15 protein-coding genes are annotated in these 16688 nt (G+C 65.8%); 9 read left to right on the plus strand and 6 right to left on the minus strand.

From position 1 onward, the window contains the following. Positions 1–41: 41 nt before the first annotated feature. Positions 42–473 carry a type II toxin-antitoxin system RatA family toxin gene (locus ACCQ01_RS07995; protein WP_011036653.1) on the plus strand — a complete coding sequence of 144 codons (432 nt, stop codon included), beginning with the start codon at positions 42–44 and terminating at the stop codon, positions 471–473. Between the two features lie 2 nt (positions 474–475). Then, positions 476–772: an RnfH family protein gene (locus ACCQ01_RS08000; protein WP_012438734.1), complete on the plus strand. Its 297-nt coding sequence runs from the start codon at positions 476–478 to the stop codon at positions 770–772. 218 nt (positions 773–990) lie between these two features. On the opposite strand, the gene ACCQ01_RS08005 is transcribed toward ACCQ01_RS08000, so the two are convergent. Further along, positions 991–1386, minus strand: a complete 396-nt coding sequence (locus ACCQ01_RS08005; RefSeq protein ID WP_011036655.1) for an outer membrane protein assembly factor BamE — start codon at positions 1384–1386, stop codon at positions 991–993. Positions 1387–1489: 103 nt separating this feature from the next. On the opposite strand from ACCQ01_RS08005, the gene fur reads away from it, so the two are divergent. Next, entirely contained in the window at positions 1490–1900 is a 411-nt protein-coding gene (fur, locus tag ACCQ01_RS08010; protein ID WP_005988392.1) for a ferric iron uptake transcriptional regulator, read from the plus strand. A 653-nt stretch (positions 1901–2553) separates the two neighbouring features. Here fur and recN read toward each other — a convergent pair. Further along, positions 2554–4218 (minus strand): DNA repair protein RecN, encoded by a 1665-nt coding sequence (gene recN / locus ACCQ01_RS08015; RefSeq protein ID WP_228432908.1) that lies wholly within the window; start codon positions 4216–4218, stop codon positions 2554–2556. A 138-nt stretch (positions 4219–4356) separates the two neighbouring features. On the opposite strand from recN, the gene hrcA reads away from it, so the two are divergent. The 6 genes from hrcA (at position 4357) to ACCQ01_RS08045 (ending at position 11606) form a co-directional block, all read left to right on the plus strand. Beyond that, positions 4357–5388 (plus strand): heat-inducible transcriptional repressor HrcA, encoded by a 1032-nt coding sequence (gene hrcA, locus ACCQ01_RS08020; RefSeq protein WP_029628994.1) that lies wholly within the window; start codon positions 4357–4359, stop codon positions 5386–5388. Between the two features lie 100 nt (positions 5389–5488). Next, entirely contained in the window at positions 5489–6007 is a 519-nt protein-coding gene (gene grpE, locus ACCQ01_RS08025) for a nucleotide exchange factor GrpE (protein ID WP_014507314.1), read from the plus strand. Between the two features lie 141 nt (positions 6008–6148). Then, the gene (gene dnaK / locus ACCQ01_RS08030; protein ID WP_228432907.1) at positions 6149–8077 is read left to right on the plus strand and encodes a molecular chaperone DnaK; all 1929 of its coding nucleotides are present in this window, start codon (positions 6149–6151) and stop codon (positions 8075–8077) included. A gap of 138 nt (positions 8078–8215) precedes the next feature. After that, entirely contained in the window at positions 8216–9346 is a 1131-nt protein-coding gene (gene dnaJ, locus ACCQ01_RS08035) for a molecular chaperone DnaJ (RefSeq protein ID WP_014507316.1), read from the plus strand. Between the two features lie 227 nt (positions 9347–9573). Next, a complete protein-coding gene (gene pdxY / locus ACCQ01_RS08040; RefSeq protein WP_114997662.1) occupies positions 9574–10482 on the plus strand; it encodes a pyridoxal kinase in 909 nt (302 codons plus the stop codon). Next, positions 10479–11606, plus strand: a complete 1128-nt coding sequence (locus ACCQ01_RS08045; protein WP_228432906.1) for a prephenate dehydrogenase — start codon at positions 10479–10481, stop codon at positions 11604–11606. The genes pdxY and ACCQ01_RS08045 overlap by 4 nt, the downstream gene beginning before the upstream one ends. 378 nt (positions 11607–11984) lie before the next feature. Here ACCQ01_RS08045 and ACCQ01_RS08050 read toward each other — a convergent pair whose 3' ends face one another. The 4 genes from ACCQ01_RS08050 to ACCQ01_RS08065 all read right to left on the minus strand — a co-directional run bounded on the left by ACCQ01_RS08050 (position 11985) and on the right by ACCQ01_RS08065 (position 16614). Further along, complete coding sequence (locus ACCQ01_RS08050; protein ID WP_115576809.1) at positions 11985–12182, minus strand: hypothetical protein; 198 nt, start codon at positions 12180–12182, stop codon at positions 11985–11987. Between the two features lie 271 nt (positions 12183–12453). Next, positions 12454–13857, minus strand: a complete 1404-nt coding sequence (locus ACCQ01_RS08055; RefSeq protein ID WP_115555735.1) for a TolC family protein — start codon at positions 13855–13857, stop codon at positions 12454–12456. Next, positions 13854–14939 (minus strand): efflux RND transporter periplasmic adaptor subunit, encoded by a 1086-nt coding sequence (locus ACCQ01_RS08060; RefSeq protein ID WP_228432905.1) that lies wholly within the window; start codon positions 14937–14939, stop codon positions 13854–13856. Before ACCQ01_RS08060 ends, ACCQ01_RS08055 begins: the two co-directional genes overlap by 4 nt. Further along, positions 14923–16614, minus strand: a complete 1692-nt coding sequence (locus ACCQ01_RS08065; RefSeq protein WP_228432904.1) for an ATP-binding cassette domain-containing protein — start codon at positions 16612–16614, stop codon at positions 14923–14925. Before ACCQ01_RS08065 ends, ACCQ01_RS08060 begins: the two co-directional genes overlap by 17 nt. Positions 16615–16688: the final 74 nt, after the last annotated feature.

Below are 16688 nucleotides of genomic sequence, written 5' to 3' on the forward strand. Positions count from 1 at the left end.
CGGCGTCGCCAAACGATCGCCCGTCTTTCACAAGTCAGAGAATGCCTACCATCCGTCGCAGCGCCCTAGTCGAACACAGCGCCACCCGCATGTTCGATCTGGTCAATGATGTCGCCGCCTATCCGCGCCGCTTCGGCTGGTGCGACGCTGCGCATGTGCTTGAAGAGGACGACGCCCACATCGTGGCGCGGCTGGACCTGGGGCTGGGGTCGTTCCGCACCTGGTTCACCACCGAAAACATCCTGGAGCGGCCCGAACGCATCGTGATGCATCTGCGCGACGGGCCGTTCAAGCGCCTGGAAGGCCTGTGGGAATTTCAATCGCTGGGTGACAACGCGTGCAAGGTGAGCCTGACCCTTGAAGTGGAAACCAGCTCGCGGCTGCTGGGCCCGGCGCTGGCGCTGGGCTTCCAGGGCCTGGCCGACCGCATGGTCAATGACTTCGTGCGGGTCGCCGATCGCGGCGACGTCTAGTCATGCGGGTGGAGGTCATCGTCGCCTGGCCGGACCGCTACAGCGCGGTCCAGCTGGAACTTGCCGAGGGCGCCACCGTTGCCGAGGCCGTTGCCGCCTCCGGGTTTGCCGGTGACCAAGCGCTGGTCGCCCAGGCGGTGCATGGCGTGATTGCCACGCCGGCCCAGGTGTTGCGCGACGGCGACCGTGTCGAATTGCTCAGGCCGCTGCTGCTGGACCCGAAGGAGGCGCGCCGGCGTCGTGCCGCGCCCGCCAAACAGGCGCCGGGCACGCAAAAGAAGCGCAATGCTTCGCCGTAAGGTGCGTTTGATGCGCGGGGAGAGATGAGTTGCCGTCTGCTCCAAGCTCGGGGCGGGCATCGAAAAGCAGGGTGCTAATGGTCAGCGCCTCGGAGCACGCACATGGAAGCAGCGCGCAGCATCCTGTGGGGTCACCGAGACAAGCAGGGCTGGCCGTTGACCAGCGATACCCAGATCAAGCAGCAGCGAGTGGTGATCCACTCGCTGCGTCAGCGTCCTCAGCGGCCGCGCTGCTTCTTCTTGTCGCGGGCCAGGTTGCGGCCGAACTGCTTGGGCGCCGACTTGGCCAGCTGCTCGTCCTGGGCCGGGAAATAATCGCCTTCCCAACGCACGACCTGCTCATTTTCGAAGAACACGGTGAAGTTCTTGACGTCGGTCCGCGCCAGACGATCGACACGCTGCGTGGACGTGTAGTCCCAACGCTGGGCATGGAACGGATCGGGGATGGACGGTGTTCCCAGCAACGCGCTGACCTGCTGCTTGCTCTGGCCTACCTGCAGTTGCTCCACGGCGGTCTGTTTGATCAGATTGCCCTGGTAGATCGGCTGCTTGTAGATGATGCCGCAGCCAGCGGTGGAGAGTGCAACGGCGGCGACCAGCAGGAGATTGCGCATCGGGGATTAAGTGCTGAGGAAATCACGCCGATGATACACTCCCGGCGGTCGCCGCGACCCGTCTCAGGCAGCTGGCGCTAAATCGCCAATGAACGGAGAACGTATGGAAACCCACGACCTGCGCAAAGTCGGGCTCAAGGTGACCCATCCGCGTATGCGGATCCTGGAACTGCTCGAACAGAAGAGCAACCAGCACCACCTCAGCGCAGAAGACATCTATCGCCAGCTGCTGGACCATGGCGACGAAATCGGCCTGGCCACGGTTTACCGCGTGCTGACCCAGTTCGAGGCCGCAGGCCTGGTGTTGAAGCACAATTTCGAAGGCGGCCAGGCTGTGTACGAGCTGGACCGCGGCGGCCATCACGACCACATGGTCGATGTGGACACCGGCCACGTGATCGAGTTCGAGAGCGAAGAAATTGAAGCGCTGCAGCGCCAGATTGCGGCGAAGCATGGCTACGAGCTCGAAGAACATTCGCTGGTGCTGTACGTGCGCAAGAAGCGCCCGCGCTGACGCCACGTTGCTGTAGGCAACACTGACAAGGCGGCTTCGGCCGCCTTGTGCATGTTTGGGAGAAGCGCATTGCTATCTGCTGCGCGCGACGTGCTATCCGTTTTGGCGTTAGATGAAACAGCGGTCAGCGTTCTGGCGCGTAAGTGCGTTTTGGTGCGCCGCACAGCGCGTGCCCGCCGCTGCGCCTGCACGCGACGATTGAGTACTGCCATCCCACTACTCAACTGCCGATGCAGGAGGTCTGCAGTGATGCGTGGATTGCGCATGTCACGTGTGGCTAGGGCGTTGTGCAGTGCGCGTGCGCAGCAATTGCAGCGCGCGCCGCAATCGAGACGTCCGTGGTCAAGCGCGATGTACGCCTGCCGTTCGGCGGGAGCAAGCGCCCCAGCTTCAGTCTGGAATTGGTCTCAGGTAAGACACTGGCGCCGCATTGTCGCGATGCGCCGTAAATACTGCATCGGGTGCCGGCTTACCGAATCACCAGGCCTGCGCTATCGAACAGGCCAATCGCACTGAGAGTCGGAGCTCAACAGGCATGCCGATCTACCGATCGCAGCAATATCCAGCCCCGCAAGCGCGGAGGGAAAGTCAGTGCGAACTCGGGCGGGCACATCGCGCTGCGAGCCCGCAGCACGATGTGCCCGCCCTGCAACTCAGGCGCTCTGCAGCAGCTTGCGCGCCGCCGCGCGGGCTTCCTTGCTGACTTCCACGCCGCCGAGCATGCGCGCCAGTTCTTCCTGGCGTGCCTGCGGGCCGAGCAGCTCCACCGCGCTCTGGGTCATGCCATCCACCGGTGCCTTGCTCACGCGGTAATGCGCGTGGCCTTTGGCGGCGACCTGTGGCAAGTGGGTGACGCACAGCACCTGGCGTTCTTCGCCCAGGGCACGCAGCTTCTGGCCGACGATGTCGGCCACCGCGCCGCCGATACCGGAATCCACTTCGTCGAACACCATGGTCGGCACGCTGTCCAGGCCGAGCGCCGCCACTTCGATCGCCAGCGAGATACGCGACAGTTCGCCGCCGGAGGCCACCTTGCGCAGGGCGCGCGGCGGCTGCCCGGCGTTGGCGGCGACCAGGAATTCCACCCGCTCGGCGCCATTGGGATCCGGGCGCAGGGTCTCTTGCGGCTGCAACTGGATCAGAAATTGCCCGCCGCCCATGCCCAGTTCGCCGATCAGCGTGGTGGTGGCAGCGGACAGTGCCTGCGCGGCGCTCTGGCGGCTGGCGCTGAGGACGCTGGCGGCGCCTTGCCAGACGCCGATGGCGGCCTCGATGTGCTTGTCCAGCTGCTGCAGGCGCTCGTCGGCGCCGCGCAGGCTGTCGACCTCGGCGGTGAGGTGGTCGCGATGCGCGGCCAGCTCGTCGGGGGCGACGCGGTGCTTGCGCGCCAGGTCATGCAGGCGGCCGAGGCGGCGCTCCATGGCCTCGAACTGGGTCGGGTCGGCATCCAGGTCGTCGCGCACGCGGTCGAGCAGGGCGAGCGCTTCTTCGATCTGGATCGCGGCGCTGTCCAGCAGCGCATCCACTTCGCCCAGCCGCGGCTCGTGCTCGGCCACCCGGGCCAGGTCGTGCCGGCTGTCCTGCAGCAGGCCCAGCGCCGAAGGGCCCTCGTCGCCATTGAGCTGCTGGACCACGCTTTCGCAAGCACCGATCAGGGCAGTGGCATGTGCCTGGCGGCGATGGTTGGTGTCCAGCGCGGCGATGGCCGCCGGGTCCAGATCCTCGCGCTCCAGTTCGGCCAGTTGGTGCTCCAGAAAGCCGATGCGGTCGGAGACATCGCCTTGCGCAGACAAGGCATCGCGCTCGTCCAGCAGCGCCTGCCAGCGCTGGCTGGCCTGGCGCACCTGCTCGCGCTGGGCGCTGTTGCGGGCGTAGGCATCGAGCAGGGCCAGCTGGCTGTTGCGGGCCATCAGCGCCTGGTGCTCATGCTGGCCGTGGATTTCCACCAGCCGCGCGGCCAGGTCGGACAGCTGCGATGAGGTCACCGGGCGGCCGTTGATCCAGGCGCGCGAGCCGCCGTCGGCGCGAATGATCCGGCGCAGCTGGCATTGGGCATCGTCATCGAGCTCGTTGTCGGCCAGCCAGGTCAGGCCGGGATGCTCGGCCGGCAGCTGGAATTCGGCCGACAGCTCGGCGCGGTCGGCGCCGTGGCGGACCACGCCGCTGTCGGCGCGCTGGCCGGACAAAAAGCCCAGCGCATCCACCATCAGCGACTTGCCGGCGCCGGTTTCGCCCGAGACCACGGTCATGCCCGGCCCGAATTCGAGTTCGGTGGCGCGGACAACGGCGAAATCCTTGATTGAGAGGTGTCTGAGCATGGGGTCGAGTGTGAACGCTTTGGGGAAGCTTAGGGCCGATGGGGACGCTGGGGGAATGGGATGCTTGCCAACCCCGGGGCCAGACATTATCTATGCCCAGTCTCACCGGATGATCCCATGCGCGCGTCCCAGTCCCCAATGCTCGACCCCCGCGCACGCCACCTGCTGCGCACGCTGATCGCGCGTTACATCCGCGATGGCGAACCGGTGGGCTCCAAGACGCTGGCCCAGCATGCCGGCCTGGATGTCAGCCCGGCGACGATCCGTAATATTTTGGCCGACCTGGAAGACATCGGGTTGCTCAGTTCTCCGCACACCTCGGCCGGGCGGGTGCCCACCGCGCACGGCTACCGGGTGTTCGTCGACAGCCTGGTGCAGATGCAGCCGCCCGGCGAAGAGGAGGTGCGCCGGCTGCGCGCCGAGCTGGCCAGTAGTAACGGGACGCAGTCGCTGCTGGGTAGCGCCTCGCAGATGCTGTCGGCGATGAGCCACTTCGTGGGTGTGGTGAGCGCGCCGCGCCGCGAGCAGTTTGCGTTCCGGCATATCGATTTCGTGCCGCTGGACGCGCGCCGGGTGCTGGCGATCCTGGTATTTGCCGACAACGAGGTGCAGAACCGGGTGATCGAGCCGCGCCGCGCCTACGAGCCGGCCGAGCTGGAACGGGTGGCCAACTACCTCAACGCGCAGTTCGCCGGGCGCGCGCTGTCGGACATCCGCGCTTCGCTGCTGCGCGAACTGCGGCTGGCCAAGAACGAGATGGAGCAGTTGCTGGCGCACAGCGTGGACCTGGCCAGCGAGGCGCTGGTGCCGGCCGACGCCGACGACATGGTGATGGCCGGGCAGACCCGCCTGATGGGCGTGCAGGACCTGTCGGACCTGGACCGGCTGCGCGAGCTGTTCGAGGCCTTCGCCAGCAAGCGCGAGATCCTGCAGTTGCTCGAACGCACCATCCAGGCGCCGGGCGTGCGCATCTTCATCGGCGAGGAAACCGGCATGGTGTCGCTGGACGACGTCTCGCTGGTCACCGCGCCGTATACCGCCGGCGGCCAGGTGCTGGGCGTGTTGGGGGTGATCGGGCCCAAACGCATGGCCTACGACCGGGTGATTCCGCTGGTGCAGACCGCCGCGCAGATGCTGGGCGCGGCCATGGAGCCGCCCGGCACGCGATAACCGCGCTCGATCGGAGTGATGGCATTTGCTTGAAACGCGCGCGAGCGCCCACATACGGGGTGACGTTGGGGCGGGCGTTCCGCTTGCCCGGGAACTGCACATGAACCAAGACCACCCCGAATTCGACTCCGAAGACCTGTCCCAGAACCCGCCCGAGACCGATCCGCTCAAGGCCGAAATCGAGTCCTTGCGCAGCGAGATCGCCCTGGTCAAGGCCGACGCCCTGCGCGAGCGCGCCGACCTGGAGAACCAGCGCAAGCGCATCGCCCGCGATGTGGAGAACGCGCGCAAGTTCGCCAACGAGAAGCTGCTCGGCGAACTGCTGCCGGTGTTCGACAGTCTGGACGCGGGCCTCACCGCCGCCGGCACCGAGCCCAGCCCGCTGCGCGATGGCCTGGATCTGACCTACAAGCAGCTGCTCAAGGTGGCTGCCGACAACGGCCTGACCCTGCTCGACCCGGTCGGCCAGCCGTTCAACCCCGACCAGCACCAGGCGATCAGCCAGGGCGAGGCCGAGGGCATCGCGCCGGGCCACGTCGTACAGGTGTTCCAGAAGGGTTACCTGCTCAACGAGCGCCTGCTGCGCCCGGCCCTGGTGGTCGTGGCCAAGCACGACTGAGCACTGCTGCCGGCTGAACCGGCCGGCGCAGGCGCGGAACGCAGATTCGTACAGGTGGCTTGAACACCTGCGCACCACCCCCACATCTCAGCCAGACCCGGCGTCGCCGGACACAGCTAAAGACTCATCAGGAGCGTATCCATGGGCAAGATCATTGGTATTGACCTCGGCACCACGAACTCGTGCGTGGCGATCATGGACGGCGGCAAGGCCCGCGTCATCGAAAATTCCGAGGGCGATCGCACCACGCCCTCGATCGTCGCCTACACCAAGGACGGCGAAGTGCTGGTCGGTGCCTCGGCCAAGCGCCAGGCGGTGACCAACCCGAAGAACACCTTCTACGCGGTGAAGCGCCTGATCGGCCGCAAGTTCACCGACGGCGAAGTGCAGAAGGACATCTCCCACGTGCCGTACGGCATCCTGGCGCACGACAACGGCGATGCCTGGGTGCAGACCAGCGATTCCAAGCGCATGGCGCCGCAGGAAATCTCCGCACGCGTGCTGGAAAAGATGAAGAAGACCGCCGAGGACTTCCTGGGCGAGAAGGTCACCGAAGCGGTGATCACGGTGCCGGCGTACTTCAACGACAGCCAGCGCCAGGCCACCAAGGACGCGGGCCGCATCGCCGGTCTGGACGTCAAGCGCATCATCAACGAGCCGACGGCTGCTGCCCTGGCCTATGGCCTGGACAAGAACGGCGGTGACCGAAAGATTGCCGTGTATGACCTGGGCGGCGGCACCTTCGACGTGTCGATCATCGAAATCGCCGAAGTCGATGGCGAGAAGCAGTTCGAAGTGCTGGCCACCAACGGCGACACCTTCCTGGGCGGCGAAGACTTCGACAACCGCGTCATCGAGTATCTGGTCGACGAATTCAACAAGGATCAGGGCATCGATCTGCGCAAGGATCCGTTGGCGCTGCAGCGCCTCAAGGACGCCGCAGAGCGCGCCAAGATCGAGCTGTCGACCTCGCAGCAGACCGAAGTGAACCTGCCGTACGTCACCGCCGATGCCTCGGGCCCGAAGCACCTCAACATCAAGTTGACCCGTGCCAAGCTCGAAGCGCTGGTGGAAGACCTGGTCAAGAAGTCGATCGAGCCGTGCCGCACCGCGTTGAACGACGCCGGCCTGCGCGCCAGCGACATCAACGAAGTGATCCTGGTCGGCGGTCAGACCCGCATGCCGAAGGTGCAGCAGGCGGTTGCCGATTTCTTCGGCAAGGAACCGCGCAAGGACGTCAACCCGGACGAAGCCGTGGCCGTGGGCGCCGCGATCCAGGGCGGCGTGCTGGCAGGCGACGTCAAGGACGTGCTGCTGCTGGACGTGACCCCGCTGTCGCTTGGTATCGAAACCATGGGCGGCGTGTTCACCAAGATCATCGAAAAGAACACCACCATCCCGACCAAGGCCTCGCAGACCTTCTCCACTGCCGAAGACAACCAGTCGGCCGTGACCGTGCACGTGCTGCAGGGTGAGCGCGAGCAGGCCCGCTTCAACAAGTCGCTGGCCAAGTTCGACCTGTCCGGCATCGAGCCGGCGCCGCGTGGCATGCCGCAGGTGGAGGTGTCCTTCGACATCGACGCCAACGGCATCCTGCACGTGTCGGCCAAGGACAAGAAGACCAACAAGGAACAGAAGGTCGAGATCAAGGCCGGTTCGGGCCTGTCGGATGAAGAGATCCAGCGCATGGTCGCCGACGCGGAAGCCAACCGCGAAGAAGACAAGAAGTTCCAGGAGCTGGTGCAGACCCGCAACCAGGCCGATGGCCTGATCCATGCCACCCGCACCGCGATCACCGAGCATGGCAGCAAGGTGGGTGGCGATGTGATCGGCAAGGTGGAAGCGGCGTTGGCCGATCTGGAAACCGCCATGAAGGGCGACGACAAGGCGCAGATCGAAGCACGCAGCAAGACCCTGGAAGAAGCCGGTCAGTCGCTGTACGCAGCGGCCGCCGCAGCAGAACAGGGCGGCGGCGCCGATGCGGCCAGCGGCAATGCGCAGGCCTCCAAGGCCGCCGATGACGTGGTGGACGCCGAGTTCACCGAGGTCAAGGACGACAAGAAGGCGTGAGTCGGGAATAGGGAATAGAGAATCGGAGGAGCGGTGCTACGGCATCGCTCCTTCGCTGTTCTGACCCTTCCGGATGCCTACTGATGTGAGGATGTACGCTTTGAACGATTCCCTTCTCCCGATTCCCGATTCCCTGTCATGAGCAAACGCGATTACTACGAAGTTCTGGGCGTGGCCCGTGGCGCCAGCGACGAGGAGCTGAAGAAGGCTTATCGGCGTTGTGCCATGAAGTACCACCCGGACCGCAATCCCGGCGACGCTGCTGCAGAGGCAACGTTCAAGGAATGCAAGGAAGCCTATGAAGTGCTGTCGGATGGCAACAAGCGCCGTGCCTACGACGCGCACGGCCATGCGGCGTTCGAGCACGGCATGGGCGGCGGCGGCGGTGGGCCTGGTGGTCCGGACATGGGAGATATCTTTGGCGATATCTTCGGCAATATTTTTGGCGGTGGCGCCGCCGGTCCGCGCGCTGCGCGACGTGGTGCCGACGTCGGCTACGTGTTGGAACTGGATCTGGAAGAAGCCGTCGCCGGCATCGAGCGGCGCATCGAGATCCCCACGCTGATCGAGTGCGACCCCTGCCACGGCAGCGGCTCGGAAGACGGCAAGGTGGAAGTCTGCGCAACTTGCCATGGGCGCGGCCAGGTCCGCATCCAGCGCGGCATCTTCGCCATGCAACAGAGCTGCCCGCATTGCGACGGCCGCGGCACGCTGATCCAGAACCCGTGCAAGACCTGCCACGGCGCTGGTCGCGTGGAAGAAGACAAGGTGCTGTCGATCAAGGTGCCGGCAGGCGTGGACACCGGCGACCGTATCCGCTTGGCAGGCGAGGGCGAAGCCGGCCCGGCCGGTACGCCACCGGGCGATCTGTATGTGGAAGTGCGCGTGCGCGAGCATGCGATCTTCCAGCGCGATGGCGACGACCTGCATTGCGAGGTGCCGATCCGCATTTCGCAAGCGGCACTCGGCGACACCGTGCGGGTGGCCACGCTGGGCGGCGAAGCGGAAATCCGCATCCCGGCCGAAACGCAGACCGGCAAGCTGTTCCGGCTGCGTGGCAAGGGCGTGCGCTCGGTGCGCAGCCGCAGCGAGGGCGATCTGTACTGCCGCGTGGTGGTGGAAACGCCGGTCAACCTCACCGCCGATCAGCGCGAGTTGCTCAAGCAGTTCGAGGCCACGTTCACCGGTGAGGACGCGCGCAAGCACTCGCCCAAGTCGGCGACGTTCATCGATGGGGTGAAGGGTTTTTGGGATCGGATGACATCCTGATCCAGGGGCGCCGATCCAGCTGATGTGATCCAGCAACGTCCGGCGTGCAGAGATGCACGCCGGATTTTTTATGGAATCGCCTGCGCGGATTGCCTGCCCAACTCGGCATAACCAAGCAGTCACCAGGCGCAGCGTTGTCTGCGCGGGTGTGCCATACCTGCTGTTTCGACAGCACGCTTGCTGGCTTGCGCGGATAATGGGACATCTCTTTCGAAGATGGTGCCTGCATGAGCGACGCAACCGACAGCCACCTCGTCCACGGCCGCCGTCAGCGCCCGGATGGTCCTGCACCGGTCGATGTGATCTCGGTGCAATCGCAATTGGTCTACGGGCATGCCGGCAATAGCGCTGCGGTGCCACCGTTGCGCGCGCTGGGCTTGCGCGTGGCGGAAGTGCCCACCACCTTGCTGAGCAATGCGCCGTTCTATGCCACCTTGCGCGGACGCATCCTGCCGGCCGACTGGCTGGCGGATCTGTTGCTGGGCGCGACCGAGCGCGGCCTGCCGCAGCGTGCACGCATGCTGGTCTCCGGTTACTTCGGCAGCCTGGCCAATGGCGAGGCCTTTGCGGACTGGCTGGAGCAGACCCTGCCGCAGGCGCCACAGTTGCGCTATTGCCTGGACCCGGTGATTGGCGACACCCACACCGGCCCCTACGTGGAGCCTGGGTTGGAGCGCGTGTTTGCCGAGCGGCTGTTGCCGCATGCCTGGCTGGTCACGCCCAATGCCTTCGAGCTTGGTCGCCTGACCGGGCTGCCGAGTCTGGAACAGGACGATGCCATCGTCGCTGCACGCGCCTTGCTTGCGCGTGGCCCGCAATGGGTGCTTGCACATAGCGTGGCGGGCGGCACCGGCGAGCTGGTGACCTTGGCTGTGAGCGCTGAGGCAGTCTATCGCTGGGCCAGCCCGCACCTGCCGGTGGACGTGGCCGGCACCGGTGATGTGCTGATGGCGTTGCTGATCGGCCTGCTGCTGCGCGATGTGCCATTCGAGCAGGCGGTGGGGCATGCACTGACCGGCGTGCATGCGGCGCTGGAGGCCACCTTGGCTGCCGGCTTTGAGGAATTCGATGTGCTGGCCGCCGCGCCGGCCGCGCTTGGCACCGCGCCGCGCTTTGCGGTCGAGCGACTGGCGTGATCGCGCATCCGGTCGTTGGCATCGTCGGGATCGCCGGCGCCTACGGGCGCTGGCTCGCCCAATTCCTGCGCACGCGCATGGGGCTGGAGGTGATCGGCGTGGATCCGGCGTTGCCGGACGGGCTGGACGACGCCACGCTGGTGGCGCGCGCCGATGTGCTGATTTTCTCGGCGCCAATCCGCCACACCGCCGCGCTGATCGAACGCTATGCCGCTCTTGCCGGCGCGCGTGCGGCGGAGCAACTTTGGCTGGATGTCACCTCGATCAAACAGGCGCCAGTCGCGGCGATGCTGGCGTCTCAGGCCGAGGTGGTGGGCCTGCACCCGATGACCGCACCGCCCAAGTCGCCCACCTTGAAGGGGCGGGTGATGGTGGTCTGCCGCGCACGTGTGCAGCGCTGGTCCGGCTGGGTGGATGCGCTGTGCAGCGCGTTGCAGGCCGAGTGCGTCTACGCCACACCCGAACACCACGACCGCGTGATGGCGCTGGTGCAGGCCATGGTGCATGCCACCCATCTGGCGCAGGCCGGCACCTTGCGCGACTACGCCCCCTTGCTCGGCGAGTTGCGCACCTTGATGCCGTATCGCTCGGCCTCGTTCGAACTGGATACCGCGGTGATCGCGCGCATCCTCTCGCTCAATCCGTCTATCTACGAAGACATCCAGTTCGGCAATCCATACGTTGCCGAAATGCTCGACCGTCTACTCGCGCAGTTGCAAGAACTGCGCGGCCTGGTGGTGCAGGGCGATGATGCGGCACGCCTGCGATTTCGGCAGGCCTTTCTCGATGCCAACGCGCAGGCCCTGCAAGGCGACTCACTGGCGGCCGGCAACTACACCTATGAGCGGGTGGGCTACCTGCTGGCCGACCTCACCGAGCCGCTGGCCTTGAGTGTGTATTTGCCCGAAGACCAGCCGGGCTCGTTACGCGTGTTGCTGCATGTATTCGAGCAGCACGGCGTCAATCTGTCCTCGATCCATTCCTCGCGCACGCCCGGCGGTGAGCTGCACTTCCGGATGGGGTTCGAGCCGGAGAGCGATCGCGCTGCACTGGGCCTCGCCGCAGCGCAGATCGATGCCGACCGTATCGGGCGGGTGCTGGAGCGGGTTGATCGGGAACGTTGAGTCTTTCGACTCAGGCGTGGTGCTCCAGAGTTTGCGAGACCTGACTCATCCGCGGCAGCGATGTAGTCATAGGCCTCGCGTCTGCCCACGCCTGTTCCGCATCACGAGTAGGCAGGCTTTAAGGTGCTTTGCTTCTGTCAATCGAATGGCCTCTGGACGCACCACATCTGCGGCAGCAACGCAGTGGCAAGTGGAAACGGACTCGCCTGTTGAGTAATTCGAATCATTGTGAAAGCGGCCCCGAGCACTGGCGCCGACACGTGGCAGATTCATCCACACAGGGTGTGGATGAATCCTGGACAAGCATGTGGATAACTCGCATCAGCCCTTGCAGCGCAACGGCCGGGTTTGCCATGGTCAAAAAATGACCAGCTGGCGTTATGCCGCTTGCAGGCTCAGCTCACCACCAGTGGTGACGAAGCGTTGGCCCTGCCGCAGCAGATGGCGACCGTCGGGGAGCTCATAGCGTGGTGTCGCGTGTGTCTGCGTGCGCCCCTGCGGCTGGTCGTCGCGGAACTCGATGATCACGTAGGGCTCGCCGTCTGCACCGACGGCCGGAAATTGCCGAAAAGACATCTCGCACCTCCTCAGTTTCAAGGTTGCAATGCGACCGACAACGATCGCGCGACCGGCGCTGTTGCCGGTGTCGCGAGCATGCGCAGCGCCGTGTTACCGATGCGTCGTCAAGCGATGAAGCACACAATGATGGCGCCGGTTGTGGCTGCTTTTTAGCTTCTCGCGCTACGCGCGCGACACTTCGAGGGCATGGCAGTGGTGCGTTGCACGCTGCCCAACGGCGGGCTTGTTGTGCTGGATCCACGAACAAATCCGCCAGCGCCAGCGTGCGCTACTGGCGCAGCATCAAAGCATCACGGTCCGCAGTGGCCGCAGCCAGCTCGGCACGTGCGGAGGCGATCCGCGCCTGTGCATCGATCAGCCGCACGCGGGCATCGTTGGCAGTTTCTTCGCGTTGATTGACGAGAAAAAAGTCGCCCGAGCCCAGTTCGAAACGGCGCCGCTCCGCCGCAGCGAGCCGGTCTGCCAGGCTGCGCTCCTCATCGGCGATGCCGGCCAGCCGCTCGGCGGCATTGAGCGAGATGACGATGGATTCCACTTCCACTGAAATCTGGTCGCGAAGGAAGCGGCTGCGTTGATCCAGCGCCTCGATCTCCGCGCGTGCCTCGGCCACGCGGCCCTTGGCGGAACGGTTTTCCAGCGGCACGCTGAAACGGAAGCCGATGATCGCATCGGTTGGCGAACGGTTTGGGCCACCCACGCCGGGCGCGCCCAGATCCTTGCTGACCTCGAAACTCACGTCCAGGCGTGGCTTCAGATCGTTCTGCGCCAGCATCAGGCGGGCGGTGGCCTGATCGATGCGGGTCAGCACGGCGCGGTAATCGGGGCGTTCCACTGGCGCGGTGATCTTGCTGGCGCCGGCCAGGCCTTCGAGCGCGGAGGTATCGGCGGGCAGCCGCTCGGCGGACACGATCAGCGGCATGCCGGCGTCGTCGCGCAGATACAAGGACAACGCATTGGCCGCATTGGCGAAGTCCTGCTCCGAGCGCACCACGAGCGCACGGCGGCGCACCAGATTCTGGTCGTTTTCGGTCAACAGAATGGTTGGCCGTGCGCCGAGCGTCACCTGCCGGGAAATCGCGTTGCGGCGGCGTTCGGCCAGTTCCAGCAGGTCCTTGTAGGCCCGCAGCTTCAGCCCGGCCGCGACCCAACTCTGGTAGGCATCCACCGCGCGGCGCTGCACGCCAATCGCCACCATCTCCGCTTCGTACTGCGCCACGTCGATGTCGCCGCTGGCCACGCTGCGACGGGTGCGGCGCTCATCCACCACGCGGTCGCGCAGCAGCGCATACAGCGCACCGACTTTCACTTCGCCGCCGCGGTCGGTGTAGGACTTGTCTTCGTAGACCGGAAACGACCCGCGCGAGGACCGGTACCCGCCGTAGTAGTAGCCGCCGTTTTCCTCGAAGGGCCGCTTGACCGTGCTCTCGATCGAACTGCCGTCGTAATAGCCGGCTTCGCGCGAGCGGCCATCGATATCGAACACCGTATCGAACGCGCCATTGGCCGATAGCCCCTTGCCTTCGGCCTGGCGCACCTTGGCCAGCGATTCGACGATCTGCGGCGCCGAGCGGGCAGAGGACTGCAATACCTCGTCCAGGGTCAGGGCAGCGGTCTGGGCGAATGCCGCACCGGGGCAGAGTGCGATCAGCAGGGCAACAAGACGGCGCATCATTTCTTGCCCGTCGCGTCGTCTTCGGCCTTGTACACCGCCGGCTTGGCCTTGCCGTCATCCTGCTGCGTGGCGGTCGGGCGGCGGCCGAATTCCAGCGGGAAGTTGTTGAGTTGGCGCCACAGTTCGTAGCCGACCCGCACGGTTTCGCCCTGCACCCAGCCGCGCACCTTGCCGCCCTGGCGCGCGAATTCCTGCGCCGGCCACGCCGGCTTACCCGGCATGGGTTCGACCAGGATGCGGAACAACCCATCGGGTGCGGCGTTGGGGTCGATGGCACGCACGCGGCCATCGAACATGCCGTGCGCCACTGACGGCCAGCCGCTGAACTGGATTGCCGGCCAGCCTTCGAACTCCAGACGCACCGGCCGGCCCGGGCGGATCAACGGCACGTCGCGGCCGTCGATATACAGTTCGACCGCACGCTCCACGCGTTCTGGCGCGATCACCGCGAGCACCGTGCCCGGCGACACCATCGCGCTGCCGCTGGCGGCGTTGAGCTGTTGCACGCGGCCGTCGCGCGGCGCACGCACCAACTGCGCAGATTGGCGATTCAACTGGATGTCGATCCGGGTCAACTTGGCGCGCGACTCGGCCAGCTTGGCATCGGCTTCGGCCACCTTGATCTGGGTCAACTCGTAGTCGCGGCGGCCGGCCAGGCCTTCGGCGAGCAATTGCCGGCTGCGCTCCACATCGATGCCGGCCACCGCGCGTGATTGCTGGATGGCGGTGATCTCGGCCTGCACTTGCGCCCGTTCGCTGGCCAGGCGGGTCAGCAGGTCCGGATCCAGATCGCCGACGCGCGCGATCGGGTCGCCACGCGAGACATGCTGGCCGTCGTGCACGTACCACGTCTCGACACGGCCGGGAACGAAGGCGGTGACCTGCTGCTGGCGGTCGCCCGGGTCCAGCGAGACCACTTGTCCCTTGCCGCTGGCGGTCTGCACCCATGGCGCCAGCGCCAGGATCGCCACGGCAATGGCCACGCCGATCAGCAGCATCCAGGCCAGTGCCTTGGCGATGCTGGGCGGCCGCATCGCCGCCAGGGTGGGGAAGTGCGCGTTGCGATCAGCGGCCTGGCGCATCGTCTGCCTCCTGCATGGATGCGATCAGGGCATCGCGCGTGGCGTAGCGCTGCTGCTGCTCGGGCTGCAGGCGGAACCAGCCGTCCAGGGTGATGTCCTCCGGCCGGCCGGTGCACAACAAGGCGGTGGTGCCGGTGGCTTTCAAACGGCGCAGGATCTTGGTCAGGCGTTCGGCCGGAATCAGGTCGTACAACTGCGACAGCATCAGCACACGCGGTTGCACCAGCAGCGCATTGGCCAGCTTCAGCGCCATTACCTCGCCGATCCACAACGGGTAGCCGGAGGCAGCCAGGCGCGTGTCCAGCCCCTTGGGAAGCGCGGCAATGCGGCTGCGCAAGCCCACCGCATCGATGGCTTCCAGCATCGCTTCGGAGCTCACATCACTGGAGGCCAGCGCCAGGTATTCGCGAATGGTGACCTCCACGATGGTGGGGCGGTCGAGCACGGTGACTTCCGAGCGCAGCAGGTACATGTCGAAGGTCGCCATGTCGGCGCCGCCCACCATCACCAACCCGCGATCGGGCACCACGTGCCGTTTCAACACCATTGCCAGCAGCCGCTCGGCACCGCCATCGGCCAGCGTCACCAGCTGTTCGCCGGCGGCCAGCGAAAAGTCGAACCGCGCGCCGTCGATCACCACCCCATCCAGGCGGACCGCGCTGTTGCCCGGGGTCGTGCCCGGCGCCACCACGGCACGCTCCTGCGGGATGGCAAACAGCAACGAGAGTTCTTCGGAGCTGGCGACCAGGTCGTAGAACGCGTCCAGGTAGGTGCCTAGCTGGGAGATACCGTAGAACACCGCGCTCAGGATCAGCTCGGCCGCCACCAGCTGGCCGATCGACAACTCACCGCGCAGGATCAGGTTGCCGCCCAGTGCCAGCAACGCGGCGCTGGCCACCGCGTAGACCAGCAGGAAGGAGGCGGTCTGGGTGAAGCTGTAGCTGAAGTGGCGCCGATGCCGATCGATATACGCGGCCGTGACCGCCTCGGAGCGATCCATCGCGAAATCGAGATGGCGGCTGGACTTGTAGAACCCGTTGGAGCCGCCGACGCTTTCCAGCCAGCGGGCAGCCTCGTGCTTGGCGTGGCTCAGATCCACCGCGGTGCGGATCGACCCGCGCGACCAGATCATCCAGATGCTGAAGATCACCAGCAGCAGCAGGGCGTTGAAGCCCAGGAAAAACGGGTGGTAGAAGCTGGTGACGATCAGCCCCACCGCCGACTGCAGCACGATGGTGAACGCACCGATGGCCAGACTCGGCACGGCCTTCTGCACCACCACCAGATCGAAGTAGCGGTTGAACATGTCGCCGCGGTTCTGGTCGGCGAAGAACGGGTTCTGCGCATGCACGGCGCGCACCGTGATCTCGGCCACCACGCGTGCGAACAGGCGGCGTTCGAACAGCGCCATGACCCACACCCGCATCGCGCTCAGGCCGGCGACCAGCAGCAACAGGCCGAGCAACAATCCCGACAGGGTCCATAGCGGCGTGGGCAGCGCGGTGTTGGCCACGCTGTTGATCAGCAACTGCACCGAGATTGGCGTGGCCAGCGACAACAGACTGATCGCCACGCCGTAGACGATGGCCAGACGCACATAGGGCATGTCCGGCCCGACGATCTCCGCCAGCCAGCTTGCCGCTTCCCGCCATCCGATCTGTTTACCCGCCGCCATTGCACTTCCGCTGATGAGTTCAGTGCAGCATTGACGAGTTCGTGCTCACGAACAAGGTCGGCGAGCTTATTTGC

The sequence above is a fragment of the Xanthomonas sp. NCPPB 4037 genome, assembly GCF_041475695.2.
In the GTDB taxonomy this organism is placed as follows: domain Bacteria; phylum Pseudomonadota; class Gammaproteobacteria; order Xanthomonadales; family Xanthomonadaceae; genus Xanthomonas; species Xanthomonas campestris.